A 17,047-nucleotide genomic window follows, 5' to 3' on the forward strand; every position below is an offset into this window, starting at 1 on the left:
GGCGGCCTTGAAAGAACCGGCGGTATCGGTGCAAAACCTGTCTGTTAGCTTGCAACGCGATAGGCGCATCAATCCTGTGCTCCACGACTTAAGCTTTGAGGTCGGCCCTGGCAAAATACTCGCAGTTATTGGGCAAAGCGGGTCTGGGAAGACTACTCTAGGCGCAGCCCTACAAGGCCTGCTTCCCGCCTCCAGTCGGCCAAAGGTCTCAGGTTCTATTACGCTCGGGGATATCGAACTCGTCGGCGCTAAAAGTCATTCCCTACAATGGGTACGCCGGAATGTCGTTCGCTCGATCTCGCAAGACCCAATGAACGCCTTGAATCCTACGATGACGATCAGGGCGCAGCTTCGAGAGGCCGCTCGATGCGATGACGACCTAATTGAAGACTGGCTTCGTCGCCTGTCCTTTAGCGACATTAGCCGAATTGCCAGAGCTTTTCCTCATACGCTATCAGGCGGTCAGCGCCAGCGAATCTGCATAGCAATGGCATTGATGGCGAAACCTAAGGTCCTCGTCGCAGACGAACCAACTACGGGCCTTGACCATACTCTACAAAGATTGGTTTACGATCTAATCCGTGATGCGGCAGTTACACACAAAACTGCAGTGATTTTCATTACTCATAATCTCTCTGCCGCTACAGCTGTAGCAGACAGCATCTTGGTCCTGGAGAAAGGTCGTATCGTTGAAGCGGGTGGCTTAACCACTGTGCTGACCCGGCCACGGCATGCTTATACGCAACAATTGGTGACTTCACGTATTGAGCTGGAAACGGGCGTAGCTGGAGGAACTCTGCCGCACTTCCATAATAGGGACAGGGACCAACGGGAGAGTCGAAAGTCGGCGGCCCTTTCATTTCAGAGCGTGTCGTTTCAGTATGGCGTGACACCTTTTGAAGTAAGGCGCAGGGGACGGTTGCCCGTACTCCAATCGCTTACCTTGTCCGTAGCGGAAGGAGAATGCGTTGCCCTGGTGGGTTCCAGCGGGGAGGGGAAGTCCACTATCCTGAGGATAGCCGCTGGTCTCCTGCGGCCGAGCGCCGGAAGCGTATGGCGAAAGAGTGACTCGATCCCTCAGCTGGTGTTTCAGGATTCAGTTGCGTCGCTTACCCCTTGGCTCACGATAGGAGAGCAGATTGGGGAGCGTCTGAAGTCACTACAGCTGAGCCACGCGACGTACCGCCGCCAATTAGAGCAGGCCTTGGAAATTGTCGGGCTGGAACACAAGTTGCTAGATGCCTTGCCATCCCAAATGTCCGTTGGACAATGCCAGAGAGCATGCCTTGCCAGGGCCATCATCGCGCCGCCCAAATTGCTGCTCTGTGACGAGCCGACCAGTTCGCTAGATAGTGCTCTTGCGTTAGACATGCTGAAGCTTATCCGAGAGCTTCGCGAGCGTTTTGGGATGACCGTACTTTTTGCCACACATGATCTGGCGGTCGCAAAGTTTGTCGCAAATCGAGTTGCGATCTTAAGGGACGGTCAGATCACTGGCGTCGGCGAGCCCGAAAGGATCATTGAGACCCTCAAGGCGACGCGGCCCTCCCTAATAGAACAGAGGGCGGAATGGCTCCCTTGAAGGTGCGTCAACGCTCGATATTCCGACCTGTCTTAAACGCTCTAGTGAACATGACTTGGGCTGAACGCCTTGGCTTGATAGGTCTGGGCGTAGTCACGATCATTGCCTTAGTCGCGCACTGGGTAACTCCGTTTGATCCTCAAATGCGGGTAGGTCCCGCCTATCTTCCGCCTGGCTCGCTGCACTGGTTCGGCACTGACGAGATTGGAAGAGACCTCTTTTCGCGTGTTTTGTTAGGTGTCCAGGTCACATGGCTCCCGGCTCTCGGATTAGTTTTGATTTGCTTGGTTGCGGGTACACTGATCGGACTAATTCCTAGCATTGTGTCCGAGCGATTGGACGGAGTTGTCCAGCGCATCGTGGACCTGTTTCTCGTCTTGCCGGGCACGCTCGTCGCATTGGCCGTGATTGCATCCCTTGGTCCAGGTTTGACGAATACGATGATTGCGATAGGCGTCGCGTGGTGGCCCTGGTATGCGCGCATATCGCGAGATGAGTTTCGACGTATTCGGGGGCTGCCCCACTTTGAAGCGGCATTGTTGGCTGGGGTAGGGCGTCTTCGATTAACGTTCCATCATGTGCTCCCCGGGGCGTTCCCGGCCTTGATCGTGTTTGCGACAGTAGATGTTGGCAACGTCATAATGACAATATCGCTGCTGTCATTTCTGGGATTAGGGCAGCCCGCGCCTGCTCCGGAACTTGGTATAATGACCTCAAGAGCGTTAGATAGCCTTTCGGAATTCTGGTGGCTGCCGGTGCTGCCCGCGACAGCGATTTTCGTCATTTGCTTTCTGTCAAACTTGGCGGGAGACGGCTTAAGAGCGGCACTGAAAGGCAAATAGAATGTACGCGCGCTTTTTACTCCGACGCGTTGGCGGCATGATTTTGGTGCTACTGGCAATGACATTCGGGGTGTTCTACCTTCAAAGTGTCGTTCCTGCTGACCCGGCCCGCGCAATTGCTGGACCGACTACGCCGCTGACCAAAGTGGAAGAAATCCGGAAGGAATTGGGTCTCGACGATCCACTTGTCGCGCAATATTTTCGCTACGTCAGCCGTTTAGCTCATGGCGACATTGGTACGTCGGTGCGAACGCGGCGGCCAGTAGCGCAGGACATTCGGCAATATTTTCCGGCATCACTCGAACTTTTAATTGCTGCACTCCTCATTGGAGTGGCTTTCTCCATGTTATTCGCGCTCTTGCCATTGATCGTTCGAGCAGGACGGTCGATCAATTTGATGTTCATCGCTGCCGGGTCGCTACCGATCTTTGTTTCATCGTTGCTTTTGACTTATGTCTTCTGGTTTCGCCTACAATGGCTTCCTGGAGGAGGGAGAATGGCGGACCGCTCTTTCGAAGGCCCGACTGGAATGAACGTGATCGATGGCATCATCACAAACGAACCGGTCGCAAGCATTGACGCTATTGAACACCTCATTCTTCCCGCGTTGGCTCTTGCATTCCCAATTGCAATAGCCGTTGGAAGGGCCCTGAGCAGTGCGCTCTACAATGTGCTTCAGCAGCCGTTTATTGCCACGGCGAGGGGGAAGGGCCTCCACGAACTCAGCGTTGTGCTATTCCATGGGATTAGGAATGCGTCACCGCCCGCGCTTGCGATGCTTGGGCTTCAAATCCGGCTTCTGTTCGGGAACTTGCTTGTCGTTGAGCTTGTTTTCAGCTGGCCCGGATTAGGCTTGTACATGGTTCAATCTCTGGCAAGCGCTGATCTGCCAGCAGTGTTAGGAACCACGACTGTTCTTGGCGCATTTTACCTCGCTGTGGGCGCTGCGGTGCAGCTTCTGCAAACTTTGGCCGACCCAAGGATCGAACTCTGAGAGCTATCCTTGGGTATAGTCAAACTATGCGTCAGGGCACTAGATTTTTGCTGTGGTGAGCGTTGATGTACCTGCAGGGTACAGGCGGGGAAGCGCGGTAATGGGTTCCAGTCATCATTCGTCGTCGGGCGGCACGAAATCTTCACAGCCGCCCACGGCGCATGAAATGTTGCGGCGTGACGTTCCGATAGAAAAGTATGAGAGACCCCTTCGTTCAGGTCTCTCGCCATGGCAGCTCAAGCGCGTCATTGAATTCGTTGATAGTCAGCTCGAACGCCCCATTCGCATAGCAGACCTCGCGGCGACGATAAGTGTTAGTGAAAGTCATTTCACCCGCTCGTTCTCAATTAGCGCAGGCGTGACGCCTTATCAGTTCATTATGAAAGCACGCATTGAGCGCGCGCAGACGTTAATGCGTCAGTCGAAAGCGGAAATGGCTGACATCGCGATTGAATGCGGCTTGTCAGACCAGCCACATTTCAACCGCCTATTTCGACGTTTTGTGGGAACCACTCCGCTTAAGTGGCGGACGCTGAATCCCTTTCCAGAGTTGCACGCCTGAATCTGCTAGGCTGCCTCGGAGTTCGCTTTAATAGGGAGGTTTCCGGGATCATTTGCTTCCGATGGTCTGATTGGAAGGCTAAAAGTCAATGCTGCGCCATTTCCGTCAGCGAGGCTTTCTGCCCTCAGCATCCCCTGATGGGCCTCAATGATTGAATGGCAGATGGCGAGCCCCATGCCCATCCCATCTTGTTTGGTTGTGAAAAACGGTTCGAAAATCTTATCAGGATCGACGATTCCGGTACCATGGTCGCGCACCTCGACCTCGATCATGTTGCTTCTGCTTACGCGGGTGGAAATGTTAACGAGATGGGGAGCACTAGCCCCGTCCTGCATAGCTTCAACGGCGTTTCTTATGAGGTTCATCAGAACCTGTTCCAATTGTATTCTGTCTGCACTGGTGGTCGGCAGTTCTGGATCGAGATCAAGCTCGACTTTGACTTTTTGGGTAAAGAGTTTGTCTGCGAGCATATCGCAAACATCACGAACCAGTATATTTATATCCACTTTGTGACGCGGGAAAACGGCTTTACCGAACAAGGCTCGGATTCGGCTCACCACTTGCGCAGCCGCATCGGCGTCTCGTACAATCCACTCAGCGGTGCGATTTGCCCGCTCGACGTTCGGTGGCTCGGCTTGCAGCCAGCGCTTGAATGCGTGTGCATTGGCCACCAGTGCCTGCAGGGGTTGGTTCAATTCATGGGCGATGGACACCGAAAGCTCGGAGAGGCTAGCGGCACGAAGGGCGCGAGAAAGCCGTTCGTCAGACCGTCGAAGCGCCTCCTGCGCTCTGACCTCGTCGTCAATGTCAAGATTCACCCCGTACCAACGTACGATGTTCCCGTGTTCATCCCGTAGAGGTTCTATACGAGACTGCATCCACCTGTACTGCCCGTCTTTTCGCAGGAGACGACCTCTGTGACTCAATGGCTTGCCTACCGCTATCGTATGCTTGATAGCCGCCTCTACTGCTTTGCGGTCGTCAGGATGAACAAATCCATTTAGCGTTTGCTGATCTCCATTGAGAAGGGCTATTGAAGCCGAGGGTCCAGACCAATCGACGAACCGCTTGTTGAAGTAGTACGGCACCCCCTCTGGCGTCATAAGCCAAATGAGGGAAGGCACAGTGTCTATGAGTAGCCGAAGTTCATCTTCGCTGCGCTTCATGGCTTCCGTGGCTTCAACTTGTTCATGAATATCAAGGCAAACCCCGTACCATTGAATGATGTTGCCATCACAATCACGCAGAGGTTCAGCTTTGCCATCGATCCAACGATAAACGCCGTCGTGTCGTCGTTGGCGATATCGTAAGGCAAACGCCCGTCCTAGAATTCGCGCCTCTTCGAGTGAATTTAGCCAGTTCGCTCTATCATCTGGATGAACTGCATCCAGGATGGCTTTGGTAAACTCCTTGGACGCGTGCATGTCTCCCGATGCCAAGGATACGCCCGTCCATTCTTGTAGACGAGCATTGATGTAAGAGGGGTGCCCATCAGGTGTCGCGCACCATATCAGGGCGGGGACAGTGTCGGTCAGCTGCTGCAGTTGCCGCTCACTTTTTCGTAGAGCGTCCTCTGCACGACGTTGGTCATTGATATCAACGGTGGTCGCAAACCAGGCGACAATATTCCCGTGCTCGTCGCGGGAGGCGATTGCGGAGTCTCTCAACCACCTGTAGGTCCCGTCGTGCCGCCGAACCCTCTGCTCCTCAAAGATTGGCTCTCCGGTCCGCATGCTGTGTCGCCACCGCTCAAAACAGCCCTCTAAATCGTCAGGGTGAATGAACTTGCTCCACCAGGAATGGTCGTCGAGCTTCGCAAGTTCACTCATCTCTTCAGCTGTAAGGCCGACGTAGTCCAGTGCCTTCGGATTTAGGAACCTAAGCCTACCATCTGGGTACGCAGACCACCCAAACCCGGGTATATCCTCAACATTTGGCTGAACAGTTTGATAAACGCGATCAAACAGTGTCTTTGCATTCGCAAGCTTCAGGAGAATCGCCAAACTGGCAGCACCCACAAAAAAACCGAGGAATCTTTCCGTCGGATCGACGCCTTCGTAGAACGGTGAATACAAAAATGATGCCGTGGCTAAGCTGATTGCAAACAAGGTTGGAAGCGCAAAGCGGCATTTGGCTATGATGCATGTGGCCGCCACAGGAGCCAGCATCCCGGTCGGGTCGGAAAAAACGAACGTGAATACTACGCCGATGGCTCCGATGGCGACGACCAGAGCACGGCGGCCACTAGGCGTCGAAATCACTTCGCGTGCCTTGGCTAGATTCACTAGGCTAGTCCCGTCTCCAATAATTGAAAGGCCTGAAGTATTGCGGCGAAATTATATGATATTTCGCACGACAGCATCTATCCCAAAGGATAGCGTAAATCTGGGCGGAAACGCGGGCTCACCCGTTAAACGCTGTCTCGGAGATCGTCAGGAAGAGACTGCCAAGCAGCATAGAGGTGCGCAAATGATGTCACCTGCATCTTTTTCATTCCGTTACTGCGATGCAGCTTGACCGTAACCTCGCTGATACCCAACGTGTAGGCAATTTGCTTGTTCAGCTCGCCCGCAACGACCATGCGCAAAACTTCGCGTTCCCGCGAAGATAAAGCATCGTATAGGCCAACATATTTGTTAGAGACGTTGGCTACCTCTCTTCGACTGATGTCTATCGCGATAGCCTTCGCCACCGCGTCGAGGAACGTCTGCTCCCTTACAGGCTTGGTGAGGAAGTCATGCGCACCGGCCTTCATGGCCTGGACACTCATCGCAATGTCCCCATGAGCAGTGAGAAACACGATTGGGGTCGAAACACCATTCCGCATCAGATGCGTCTGTAGATCAAGGCCGCTTAAACCGGGCATTCTCACGTCGAAGACGAGGCAACTTGGCCGATCCGGCAATGACGCGTTTAGAAAAGCTTGTCCAGATTGGTATGTAATCGCGTCAATGCCAACCGAGTTCAACAGGTTTCCAAGCGATTCGCAGACGGCAACGTCATCGTCCACCAAAATAGCGACCGGACTGTTGATGTGTTCCGTTCCCGCGAGCGCCATTGTCCCCTCTAAGCAATCTCCGTAAACCGCCGCAAGCACGGTTTCTTTGTAGTGATCGTATATGGAAAGTGCCGGAATTTGAAGCGGTCACACTTCAAATCTGTGTGGTGTCGCTGGCACTTTTTCCGCTCGTCGCCGGGAAGCCACCGGTGGTTGCGACAATTTGGCCGTTGATCGTCTTGCGGCATCTCTCGACAGCTCCGCGCAAGCCATAGGTTGCATTCCGTGAGTGTTCCTAACATTTGAGATTTGAGGATTTCATGAAAATCGGGTCAAGTTCTGATTCAATTTATCAACTTTTCTTGCCGCGCAGCAAGACAGAGGCTGCCTCGGATTCCGGAGCTGAGCAATTCAAACAGCCGTTGAGGACTAGTGGTGTCACATCTTCCGACGACTCTCTTGTCGCCGCGTTTCAAGCGCGATTGGCCGAAAGCAGTTTCAATCGTAACGACACGAACGGTGATGGGTTCGTCGATAGGGAAGAGTACATTGACAATAACCTCCAGGAGCGAGCGGATGGATACAAGCCGGAATTAGCGGACGTTCAATCCACCTGGAACCAAATTGATGCGAATGGAAAAGGCCGATTGTCAGAGGACGAATATAAAGAGGGCTTCAACTCCATTCTGAAAGTGTCAATGGGACACTTCGACAAGCCGATCCGGTAAATGAATAACCTGCGCCCTGACCAGGCGCAGGCTGTTTTCCAGGATCATTGTTTCAGGCCTACACTCAAGGACAGGTAAACCGATCCTCTTGCGTGCTGGCAAGCCTCCTGAAGCCATCATATCTTTGCTTCCGAATGGCAGTGCCAAGAGCCGAGGTCTCGGTTGGCGTTTGCGGAGGGATGGAAATGAATGTCGCAGCTTCACCTCAATGCAATGAATTGCATCGTGATCTGAATTTCTCGCGCTTTATAGCGAGTGATGCACAGGCGGCGCGGTTGGAAACACTGAGCCAGATGGCGTCATCAATGGTTCTGGAGCTTCGCCAATCGCTTGCAGTTATCGCTACAGATTGCACTACAAGTTCAATCCTTCTATCGAAAACGAGCCCCGACCTTTCCAAAGTGTTCCCCTTGCTAGACCGGATAGCTGAATGTGTCCAACGGGCAACTGACGTGATCTTGCCAATCGACCTGGCTGCTGTGCGCAGAGAGCCTACCTGTGGTGAAATCGACGTAGTCAACCTACTTCGGGAAACGGCACAGATTGTAAGCTCCGAAGGTGTAGCACGCGGCGTCACGGTCAAATGCTTGCAGAGGGGACCATCGGCCATCGTACTTGCTGACAAGTTCTTGCTGCAACAAGCCTTCGTTGCAGTGCTCGTGATTTTGATGCGAACAGCCGTATCGTCTTCACCAGCCACGCCGCGAGCCCTGGAAATCGACATAGCCTTACGTAGCCAAACCTTACATATCGTATTCCCTGAGCTGGTCTATTCTGAGGGGCATGAATGCCATCCTGGCGATCCCGCTAAAGTCTTTGGTGTCAACAACCAGGACGGTCACCATGAAAGTCTGAAGGCGTGCGAGGCAATTCTGGAGGCGCACAGAGGCGGCATATCCGCTAATGAACGTCCTGAAGGAGGCTTTGTAGTGACTTTGCCGATCCATCGATTGCAGTCACCGGAGACGATTGTTTTCCAGACCCAAGCGATTGACGCAACTGAACTTAGTGGGAGGCCGACATGAGCAGTGAACGCACGGCGCAGCTGGAGCCTACAATCTACATTATTGACGACGAGGTCCACCTGGGATCGTCCCTGGTGAACCTCTTCGAATCCATGGAGCGCAACGCTCGGAGCTTTAGAAGCGCCAATGATTTTCTGGCAGCTGTTGGAACAGAGGCACCAGGTTGCATTCTTCTGGATGTACAGATGCCGGGGATGAGTGGGTTAGAGCTGCAGGCCCGACTTACAGACCTCGGCAACCCGCTTCCAGTTATCTTCATGACGGGAAATGGAAGCGTGTCGGTCAACGTGTCTGCCACGATGGGAGGGGCTTTCGACTTTCTCCTCAAACCGTTCGTAAGCAGTGCGGTAATTGCATCAACGGATAGGGCACTCCAACGAGACGCCGAAAACCGCAGACGTCTCGCGACTCGGCGGGAGATACAGGCGTGTACCGACAAACTGACACCACGCGAAACCGAAGTGCTCAAATTCGTAACGCAGGGGCTGATGAACAAGCAGATAGCTCACGAGATGAGCATCAGCGAGATCATGGTCAAGCTTCATCGTGGGAGGATGATGCGGAAGATGAAGGCCAGATCGATTGTCGATATCGTCCGAAAGTACGACTACTTAAGCGTCCCGGCGTGAATTTCGGCTAAGGGGTTCCGCGTCTCGATAGCCAGATTGCCTTCATCGCAATGACGCTTTTTGAGTCATGTTGTCTCGCTACATCTAAGTATATGTATTCTGCCTGCCATTTCATTCTATGGTTGAGCAATGTCTGGCTATCGGTTTTTATCCAGTCCCCTGGTTTGGAAACTTCGGCGCAGAATGTGTGGCAGTCAGCTTAGGCAAGGCAGACGCGGTAATGGTTACATCGAATGAATGGGTAGCTGCGGTGGTCGATGATGATGACAGTCTTCGCGAGTCGCTTCGAGACCTCCTTGAGAGTGCAGGGGTCGCCAGCAAGCTCTATTCCTCCGCTGATGCATTCTTGTTGAGCGAGGGATATTTAGGAACCGACCTAATCTTTTCTGATTTTGAAATGCCCGGACTTAGCGGCATTGATCTACTCAGGCAGCTACAAGGGCTCTCCGACGTCCCCCCAATCATACTGATGACGTCACACACTGATCCACACGTGGTTTCGAAGGCACTTTCTTACGGCGCAGTTGCGGTTTTGTCTAAACCCATCGACACCTGCGAGTTGCTCAAATCCTTGGAACATTTACTGAATCGCGATGAGCGGGCCGACGAAACCAAGCCCCGTTGACGCGACCTCAACTCTTAGGTCGCAATTTTCCGTGCTTGGTGACTGAGCTTTATAAATCTCAAAATTTGGGTCGTCACGAAACAGATCGGGCGCGACTGCCCTTGGCCGTTTTCAAAGAGTTCGCCGTACATGTAGGAGCGCGACTGCTCAGCTTCTATGTCGAGCAAGCGGTGAAAAGCGACATGCGAAAGACGCCATCCGCTGGATGAAATAGGGAGCGCCACTGCGTTGTTGGGCATGGCGAACATTTCGGTCCTAACATTCTCGCAGAGGTAAACCATTAATGTGGACTCGGTGACTTTTTCTGCGAAGGCCCCGCACAGCTCGCCAAACACGATAAGAATGTCTGTAGTGCGTCGAGGCGCAATCTGCATAGACGGGCCGGTGCTTTCCAAACGGCAATTCTCGTTTGAATCCAGCAGATCGACCTGTGCGCGTACGTGGGAGGAAAGGATCAACTGGAGCGCCTGAAGCTCTTCATTGAACCTGTGGCTTCCCGTCAACGTGACCTGCCTGGCCCGCGATATTGCAAGGCCAATTTCGGCCAGGGCCGAGGTCCATGTTGTCGCGCTGTACCGGTCGCTGGCAGGATCGTATCGCATCGGAAACGATAGTGAGCCCAACCGAGAGAGGGAATCTTGCGGCCAGGCCATCAATTGAGAGACAGGGTTGGTCGCAAAAAATTCCGGTCCGGCACCTTTAGGGCGGAGCGCGGCCCCGCCTATGCTGTCGCCATCAAAAACCTGCGATCCTAGCGTCGAAACGTTTGCTGTCATAAGCTTCACTCCAATTGTCCTGGTGTTCCTGCTGCGATCACCGCGCACGCAGACCTGAAAAAGCCGTCTCCTTGCGGAAACGGCTTTCGAGCGTAGCGTTTGTCTCACCAGTCTAAAGCTATACGAAGGTGTGCGGCACTGCGGTCATCGGACCTGCAGATTCAGCAAATTCTCAAGATATCTTGAGGCCGGTCAGGCGCTCACTTTCCGTCCAGAGCTTTTCTGCTAGTCCGAGGTCGATTGCATACGGCCGGACACCCGTGCCTCCGTCAGCGTCAACCGCCGCGACATCGCAGTTTTCGCAGTATACGCCCCCTATCCCTTCTAGAAGCGGGCTGGTTGCGCACCAGACGGTGGTGGCCGCGCCCTGCGCGAAGTTCTTCCGATCCGTCGCTGGATCGATGATCGGATTGCCGTCCGCGTCCAACGCATTGAAAGAGGCAATTTCATCCGGAGAAAGATGGCGAGCCAAGGGACCAACAATCGAACCCGGATGTACCGCGTAAGCACGAATTCCAGCAGACTTTCCTTTTCGGTCAGCAGATACCGCGAACAACGAATTCGCGGTTTTGGCCTGACCGTACGCTGCCCACTTATCGTATGGCCGCTTCTCGAACCGAAGGTCGTCCAAGTCGAAACCTGGGATCATGTGTCCCCTTGAAGACAATACTACGATCCGGGACTGAGACGCGGCCTCAAGCGCAGGCCATAAGCGAACGGCAAGTCTGAAATGACCTAAATGGTTGGAGGCGAACTGTCCCTCGTTTCCGAATTCATCTCGAAAAAGCGGCGTCGCCATCACGCCAGCGTTCAATATCAAACAAGACAGTGCCCGCTTGGAATTCAAAAACTCTTCAGCGAAACCGTCTATGGAGTCTGGCTTCAATAGGTCGAGTTCATGAACCTCAACCCGAGGGATATGTGTGACAGCACCACGAGCCTTTTCAGTGTCTCGCGTGGCGACTACAACCGTCGCACCAGCCGCCGCAAGGACTTTGGTGGTTTCAAGTCCCAAACCTGATGCCCCGCCTGTCACGATGACAACACGGTCGGTCAGGTCCACACCAGTTGCGACCTCAGTCGCGGTGGTCTCGGGCCTCCAGCCAGTATGAAGGGGGGTCTGCGTTAAAGTTTCCATATGACAGCTCCTGTTTGAACCATCTGAATTTCGTGTATAATGACCGGACAATCCATATTCGATTTGCCGGATTTATATAGCGAAAGTCCTATTATGGCGTCCGATCCACTTTCTGAAGTTTTGAACCTAACCAGTGCGCGGGGAGTCTTGTCCACCGGCTTGAAAGCGTCCGGCAGGTGGAGCATGTCGGTTGAGGTTGGTCCGCAGCTAAAATTCAGCGCCATCACGGAGGGGCAATGCTGGATCACGTTCAACGACTTGGCCACGCCAACAGTCCTACAAACTGGCGACTGCTTTTTATTGAAAGGGCCGCTGGGGTTTACTCTTGGGAATGACCAAGAGATTCCGCCGCGTCCAGCTACAGAGGTTTTCTCCAAAATTGTTGACGGTTTTGCGATCTTGGAAAATGGAGCCTTTCCGACTGTTACCTGCGTCGGGGGTAAGATGACGGCCGATGAAGGAATTGAGCTTCTCACAGCCTCGCTTCCTCATTTCATGATACTCAAAAGTGGCACGAAATCAGCGACGCGCGTTCGCTGGTTGCTTGAACAGCTTGAAGCAGAAACTGCTGACGTAGCTCCAGGCGCGGATGTTATGTGCGAGCAGATAATGCACATGATCTTCGTCGAGATGATAAGAATATGCATTGCTCAAGGCCAACTAGACGCAGGATGGCTTTCAGCCTTGTCCGACCCGAGGGTAGGGAAAGCGCTTCAGTTGATGCACTCGGACTTCAGAAGGCAGTGGCGGCTTGAGGAGTTAGCTCAGCACTGCAATCTTTCGAGATCGCAATTTGCTGCGCGGTTCGCGGAGGCGGTAGGCATGTCACCAATGGATTACTTGTTCCGTTGGCGGATGCATATAGCAAGGCGGGCGCTGCAAAGACCCGACAGCGTAATTTTGAATGTGGCCGAGCAGGTTGGCTATCATTCTGAAGCGGCATTCGGGGCTGCGTTCAAACGCATGTTTGGCATCGCGCCCCGCCGCTACTCCGCCTCGAAACTTACCGACGGCCACAGACTGGACGTCGGAAACGGTCTGTCAGAAAATCTGTTCTAAGTCTCTCCAGGCAATTCGAGTATGGGATTCGAACAATGGCTTGAGGCAATACGCGCTTCTCGCCATTCGAACAGTTTAGAGCCTGTTTTGTGATCAATGACGAGGATGTCGCGGTAGCATTCCTCGAAAAATTCCGTATGGATGGCATCATGAAGCCCCGCGAAGATCATTCGCTGTTCCCAGCTTCTCCCTCCGCTACAAAAAGAAACATCAAATAGTGCCACTCTTGCGTCCCAGTGCGGAACCTTAATCGGGTTTCTTTCATCGCTGAGACACGCCGTCGAAAATGCAGCATATGGGGGAGGGAAATAAACGCATCCAACTCTAAGAGGAACCTGCGTTCAAGATCGCCCTGCCAGGAACCAGAGGTCATGGCGCGCCTCCAGAATCCGTTTGAATTCGGATCGTCATAGCGCTCTACCCGTCGATGCGCGTTTCCGTTGCGGCAGATCATGATCTCGATGGACGCTCGTGTCTGCTCATTTTCATGTAAATTGGCCATCGTCCTTCCAAGACCACGTACATATTCGAGGTAGCTTGTCGCTGCCATAGTCTACCACTCTTAATGGGAAATTGGGTGTCAAACCGCTGTTAATATTAGCATCTGTGAGGGCCAGGTTGTGCAGCCTCCTGATAAGATGACCTATCCAGCCCGTCTTGCAGCAGTTGTCAGAAGCGCAATGAATGAACTTCTGTCGACACTGTCGGCTGCATTTACGAGAGCAATAAGAGGGTCATCAATCAATTCACTTAGCGTGAATTCTATCTGATCAGCGGCCTGGCGCGGGGTCACCGGAGGCACCACCTGTCGGCCGTCTCCGTCAACGAGGTTTCGGGAGGTCAAACCACAATGACGCTTGCTATACATTTTTAGGATCACTGCTTGGGGACAACTATGTTGAGCTTGATGAACTGTGATTATTTGAGAAGATATTGCAGTTTTTGTATCGCTGCATACACCGATACGATAGCATACTTAAGTTCACTTCTATTTATTCCATAATGCTGCAAAGCTCTCACTGCTGCTTGTACCGCACTCCTCCCAACAGGTGGCATTGTGGTTGGCTCGATGTCTCCCCTCCATCGAGCACCCAGCGGACTAGGTCCGCTTTAAGGGCCGTCTTCTCCCGCGAAGACGGCCCCTTTTTATGCGTGCTAAGGCAGGAAGGTTGGTAGGCAGACGAGCGAGATAAAGAAGCTCTTCAAAAGGAAACAGGCTGCCTGCTGGAAGGCAGCCTGTTTTGGATCATTGATCCAATGCCCCGACAGGGGGACGAGGCATTGTAGCTGGCGGTGCTACAGCTACCTTGATGAGGTCAGGTAGCGGGACAAGATTATAATGGATGTCACCCTGCACCAGCTAAACTCGGGTATATATTGCGCGGGCCGAAGTTACTAATTCAGCACAAAGCAAGCGTCAATTATCATCGCCTGGGCCGCGAATAAAGAATATCCCGGACATGCCGATCAGGTCGATTGCTTGCAGAATGAACAGAGGCCATTCGTTTGACATTCCTTGATTATGCAGGCCCGCGTGTAAACAATCCAAGGTTAAGGTCGAAAGCTTGCCGACTTAGACGATGTCGAACTTTCCATCACTGGACATGGTAATCGTAGTCTACTCTAATCCAAAGGATAACTGATGTACGCGAGGTGCTTCGAGTCCTTGGACCAAGAGGTGACGTTGATGGTTCCTTGGCCGCCATGGAGATCAACAAGTTCGCGTATCGTGCCGTTCTCCAAACTTAGAAGCCGGAGCTTCACTGGCTGATCGGCGGGGTGTCCTACGGTTCCTGGCTCGTAGCTGAGATAAGCGAGCATACGTCCATCCGGCGATGGGTGCGGAAACCAATTCACACGCTCATCTGACGTCAACTGGTCCACCTTCTGATCGGCAAAACTCACTTGAAAAATCTGAGCGTGGCCCTCAATAGCCGAGTTATATTCGGAGTTGAAAAATAGCGATAGCCCATCGCGGGCGAAATCAGGTCCGTCAGCTGGCGAATAACCATCTCCGATCTGCGTTTCCGTACCGCTGTCAAGATCGAGCATCCATAGAGCCCGACGCCCCCATTCATCACCGTTCAAATCTTCCACACCCACGTAGGCAAGTTTAGCGCCGTCTGGGCTAATCCCATGCAGGAAATGCTTGAAGCGTCTGGTTGCGGGCTTGGCGACGGTAATTTGCTGCGCATGGCCGCCCTCAAAGGGAAGCCGATAGATATGCCCGTCATTTGCTGACAGATAATGCCATTTTCCATCCGGCGAGATCAGATGGTCGTTGTTGAGTTCCGGTAGACCGGTCGAGGGAATTTCCACCAACTTTGGGTCTTTCAGATCAATACGAAACAGCAGTCCATCGGCGTTGACTAGGATAAACCTACCGTCGGGGTGCCAATTCGGAGATTCGAAAAGGCGTTCTCCAGACGAGAAGACAAGGCTTGCTACCCCAGTCGTCACGTCAATAATATGTAACTCCGCGCGCTGCTGTGGGCCAAGTTTGCGTGCCCAGCGGACTTGCTCAGGTGTCGCTGGCGAGATCATTTGTATTACTCCAATTTGATGGGTTCCCGAACGCCAGAGGAGGACCCTCTGTTTTTGACAGTAGCGCGGGGGAAGCTAAATTCCGACCCTGGAATGCTAGAGCGTCAGCTCGGATGTTTCCTACATTGTCCTGATGCCCCTTGCACCATTCGATGGTTAAGCGGGGCAGCATTTGGAGCAGGGTATCAATCTCCTGCCATATTGACGCGTTCGGAATGCTTCGCGAGCGTCCGCGTAAACCCGGTTTTCTTCTGCGCCAAGAGTTCGACCGCCAACCATGCCGCCACTCGTTACAGCCCCGGACGATATAGATGGAATCGGAGAACAGGGTAACGACTTGGTCTTTGGTATTTGCAGCAATCCAGGTGAGCGCCATCGCAACCGCTGTCAGTTCAGCTGCGCTGCTGTCGCCACCACGGGTACGACCACGGTCTTCTGCAACGAGGATTCCCGACCTGTACACCACGAAACCCCAGCCACCTCTTCTTGCCACAGGATCGAACGAGCCGTCAGTGTAAGTTGTGAGGTGAGCGCTCTCAGCTGCCCGGGCGTGGTTTGCTTCACACACCTGCGTCGAAGCTCTTGGCTATGATGTTAATTCCCGTGCCGGTGTCGAGTACCACCCGAAGGTCGCGGATCATTTCAGCGGCGTGAAGCAACGAGTGATGCCATTCATCAATCGGCACGCGATCCACACCTGCTGCCACGGTTTTGATGTAGATAATTGCATCTCTTCCTCGTATCGGGACTATACCCGCCTCGGCCCTGAGGTCGGCGATTACGGAAATCGACCGGTCGAGTAGCGATTTCACTTCCGTCGGATGAAGTGAATGCGGTTCATTTGCTGCGCGCACAAGTCGGGAGACAAAGTCGGTCGTCGTGGTCACCGGTTCCTCCCTATCTCATGCGGCTCCGATGTATCTTACGCACGGTTTCAGGGCTGCCAAGTGGGCCAGCCTGCGATCTTTATGCCTTCACTTCGACAGACGAGAGCTGCGGCGGGTTCCATCGAAAAACCCTGGAGGTTTTCTCTGTACCCATTTCACAAACTTCAAAACCGCCTCGTTTTCCAACAACGCCTCAACCGTTGAATAATTTTTCTCCAGTTCCACTTCGGAGAATAGCGCATGGAGCTGGCGATGGCAGATGCGGTGAAGCGTCTTGGTCTCCCTCCCGCCGCGACTTTTGGGCACGAGGTGGTGCTCGTCGCGTTGATCCTCTGGAATAACGCGTCCGCACAAGGGGCAGGTGACCGGCGGCGGTGCCTCGTACCAAGATATTATGTGACGCTTCGATTTTCGAACCATTTGAGAGAAGCGAGGAGCTTGTTTGTGGGGCCATGGAGTTTTGCGGCGGGGCTTGACGCTTAAGGAATTGGCTCTGATCCTTTAACCAGGAGTCAATTGGTGAAGCCGACCATGTCACAGAGAAGTGTTGCATCGCAAGAAGCTAAGCGGGATGTGGAGCGCGTCGCAGCCCAACTCCTCGAAGAAGCGCAATCCGGTGGCGTCGGTCACAATCGTATGGAAAGGGAGGATGCGGCGG

At 53.4% G+C, this 17,047-nt stretch carries 17 protein-coding genes; 9 read left to right on the plus strand and 8 right to left on the minus strand.

Annotated elements, in window-relative coordinates:
• Positions 1-7: 7 nt before the first annotated feature.
• The 4 genes from BLX89_RS16225 to BLX89_RS16240 all read left to right on the plus strand — a co-directional run bounded on the left by BLX89_RS16225 (position 8) and on the right by BLX89_RS16240 (position 3,980).
• Positions 8-1,582, plus strand: coding sequence for an ABC transporter ATP-binding protein (locus BLX89_RS16225; RefSeq protein ID WP_075292005.1), 1,575 nt, complete (start codon positions 8-10; stop codon positions 1,580-1,582).
• Complete coding sequence (locus tag BLX89_RS16230; protein ID WP_075292006.1) at positions 1,570-2,424, plus strand: ABC transporter permease; 855 nt, start codon at positions 1,570-1,572, stop codon at positions 2,422-2,424. Before BLX89_RS16225 ends, BLX89_RS16230 begins: the two co-directional genes overlap by 13 nt.
• Position 2,425: 1 nt before the next feature.
• Positions 2,426-3,418: an ABC transporter permease gene (locus BLX89_RS16235; protein WP_075292007.1), complete on the plus strand. Its 993-nt coding sequence runs from the start codon at positions 2,426-2,428 to the stop codon at positions 3,416-3,418.
• A 100-nt stretch (positions 3,419-3,518) separates the two neighbouring features.
• Positions 3,519-3,980, plus strand: a complete 462-nt coding sequence (locus tag BLX89_RS16240) for a helix-turn-helix domain-containing protein (RefSeq protein ID WP_083637572.1) — start codon at positions 3,519-3,521, stop codon at positions 3,978-3,980.
• Positions 3,981-3,985: 5 nt separating this feature from the next.
• Here the strand turns inward: BLX89_RS16240 and BLX89_RS16245 are convergent, their stop codons facing one another.
• Together BLX89_RS16245 and BLX89_RS16250 are read right to left on the minus strand one after the other, a co-directional pair.
• Positions 3,986-6,265 (minus strand): PAS domain-containing protein, encoded by a 2,280-nt coding sequence (locus BLX89_RS16245; RefSeq protein WP_075292009.1) that lies wholly within the window; start codon positions 6,263-6,265, stop codon positions 3,986-3,988.
• 125 nt (positions 6,266-6,390) lie between these two features.
• Positions 6,391-7,038 carry a response regulator transcription factor gene (locus tag BLX89_RS16250; protein ID WP_075292010.1) on the minus strand — a complete coding sequence of 216 codons (648 nt, stop codon included), beginning with the start codon at positions 7,036-7,038 and terminating at the stop codon, positions 6,391-6,393.
• A gap of 260 nt (positions 7,039-7,298) precedes the next feature.
• On the opposite strand from BLX89_RS16250, the gene BLX89_RS16255 reads away from it, so the two are divergent.
• The 4 genes from BLX89_RS16255 (at position 7,299) to BLX89_RS16270 (ending at position 9,985) form a co-directional block, all read left to right on the plus strand.
• On the plus strand, positions 7,299-7,706 hold the full coding sequence (locus tag BLX89_RS16255) for an EF-hand domain-containing protein (protein WP_075292011.1): 408 nt from the start codon (positions 7,299-7,301) through the stop codon (positions 7,704-7,706).
• 185 nt (positions 7,707-7,891) lie between these two features.
• Positions 7,892-8,731, plus strand: a complete 840-nt coding sequence (locus tag BLX89_RS24330; protein ID WP_143523653.1) for a sensor histidine kinase — start codon at positions 7,892-7,894, stop codon at positions 8,729-8,731.
• A complete protein-coding gene (locus BLX89_RS16265; protein WP_075292013.1) occupies positions 8,728-9,360 on the plus strand; it encodes a response regulator transcription factor in 633 nt (210 codons plus the stop codon). Before BLX89_RS24330 ends, BLX89_RS16265 begins: the two co-directional genes overlap by 4 nt.
• A 220-nt stretch (positions 9,361-9,580) precedes the next feature.
• Complete coding sequence (locus BLX89_RS16270) at positions 9,581-9,985, plus strand: response regulator transcription factor (protein WP_075292014.1); 405 nt, start codon at positions 9,581-9,583, stop codon at positions 9,983-9,985.
• Between the two features lie 14 nt (positions 9,986-9,999).
• On the opposite strand, the gene BLX89_RS16275 is transcribed toward BLX89_RS16270, so the two are convergent.
• Both BLX89_RS16275 and BLX89_RS16280 read right to left on the minus strand, forming a co-directional pair.
• Positions 10,000-10,761 (minus strand): hypothetical protein, encoded by a 762-nt coding sequence (locus tag BLX89_RS16275; protein WP_075292015.1) that lies wholly within the window; start codon positions 10,759-10,761, stop codon positions 10,000-10,002.
• A gap of 172 nt (positions 10,762-10,933) precedes the next feature.
• On the minus strand, positions 10,934-11,899 hold the full coding sequence (locus BLX89_RS16280; protein WP_075292016.1) for an SDR family NAD(P)-dependent oxidoreductase: 966 nt from the start codon (positions 11,897-11,899) through the stop codon (positions 10,934-10,936).
• Positions 11,900-11,938: 39 nt separating this feature from the next.
• On the opposite strand from BLX89_RS16280, the gene BLX89_RS16285 reads away from it, so the two are divergent.
• Positions 11,939-12,958: an AraC family transcriptional regulator gene (locus BLX89_RS16285; protein ID WP_083637579.1), complete on the plus strand. Its 1,020-nt coding sequence runs from the start codon at positions 11,939-11,941 to the stop codon at positions 12,956-12,958.
• 166 nt (positions 12,959-13,124) lie between these two features.
• Here the strand turns inward: BLX89_RS16285 and BLX89_RS16290 are convergent, their stop codons facing one another.
• From BLX89_RS16290 to BLX89_RS16305, 4 genes are all read right to left on the minus strand, one after another.
• Positions 13,125-13,508, minus strand: coding sequence for a hypothetical protein (locus tag BLX89_RS16290; RefSeq protein WP_143523654.1), 384 nt, complete (start codon positions 13,506-13,508; stop codon positions 13,125-13,127).
• Positions 13,509-14,581: 1,073 nt separating this feature from the next.
• Positions 14,582-15,502: a TolB family protein gene (locus BLX89_RS16295; RefSeq protein WP_075292019.1), complete on the minus strand. Its 921-nt coding sequence runs from the start codon at positions 15,500-15,502 to the stop codon at positions 14,582-14,584.
• The gene (locus BLX89_RS25475; protein WP_075292020.1) at positions 15,480-16,070 is read right to left on the minus strand and encodes a ribonuclease H family protein; all 591 of its coding nucleotides are present in this window, start codon (positions 16,068-16,070) and stop codon (positions 15,480-15,482) included. Before BLX89_RS25475 ends, BLX89_RS16295 begins: the two co-directional genes overlap by 23 nt.
• Complete coding sequence (locus BLX89_RS16305; protein ID WP_075292021.1) at positions 16,063-16,389, minus strand: hypothetical protein; 327 nt, start codon at positions 16,387-16,389, stop codon at positions 16,063-16,065. The genes BLX89_RS25475 and BLX89_RS16305 overlap by 8 nt, the downstream gene beginning before the upstream one ends.
• Between the last annotated feature and the right edge of the window lie 658 nt (positions 16,390-17,047).

The organism is Pararhizobium arenae, from assembly GCF_001931685.1.
Taxonomy (GTDB): Bacteria; Pseudomonadota; Alphaproteobacteria; order Rhizobiales; family Rhizobiaceae; genus Pararhizobium; species Pararhizobium arenae.